This window comes from Bradyrhizobium sp. NBAIM08, assembly GCF_020193935.1.
Lineage (GTDB): Bacteria > Pseudomonadota > Alphaproteobacteria > Rhizobiales > Xanthobacteraceae > Bradyrhizobium > Bradyrhizobium yuanmingense.
Window position 1 is genome coordinate 1 of record NZ_JADYVR010001135.1, and the last position, 394, is coordinate 394.

At 55.6% G+C, this 394-nt stretch carries 1 protein-coding gene; it reads right to left on the reverse strand.

The window, feature by feature from the left end; all coding sequences use genetic code 11:
• Positions 1–276 (reverse strand): serine hydrolase (locus tag I6F37_RS43830; RefSeq protein WP_225154959.1); only part of this gene is annotated, 276 nt, incomplete at its 3' end.
• Between the last annotated feature and the right edge of the window lie 118 nt (positions 277–394).

Consider the following 394-nt stretch of genomic DNA (forward strand, 5'->3'; position numbering starts at 1 on the left):
GGTGGCAGCCGCGGTGATGGGCTTGGTGATGGATGCGATCCGGAAGATCGTGTCGCGAAGAATCGGATCATTACCATCGATGCATTTCGTGCCGATCGCATCGACATGAATCTCGTCACTTCGGGCGATGAGCGTCACCAGGCCAGGAATATCGCCACGCTCGACGTAGCCGCTCATCGCCGTGTGAAGAGCTGTGATGCGGATGTTGTTGAGTTTGTTTGTGGGCAAGATCAGATCCTCATGCTCCGAGTTGATGCAGTCGGTTGCGCGGTTCAAGTCGAACTGTCCTTAGGACGGATTAGGTGTTCGGAGTCCGACAACGAGATGGAATGATCCAGCCTTTGAAATGGAGAATGTCGCAGCGTCCGCGCGGTTCCGGAACCTGACACTGGAC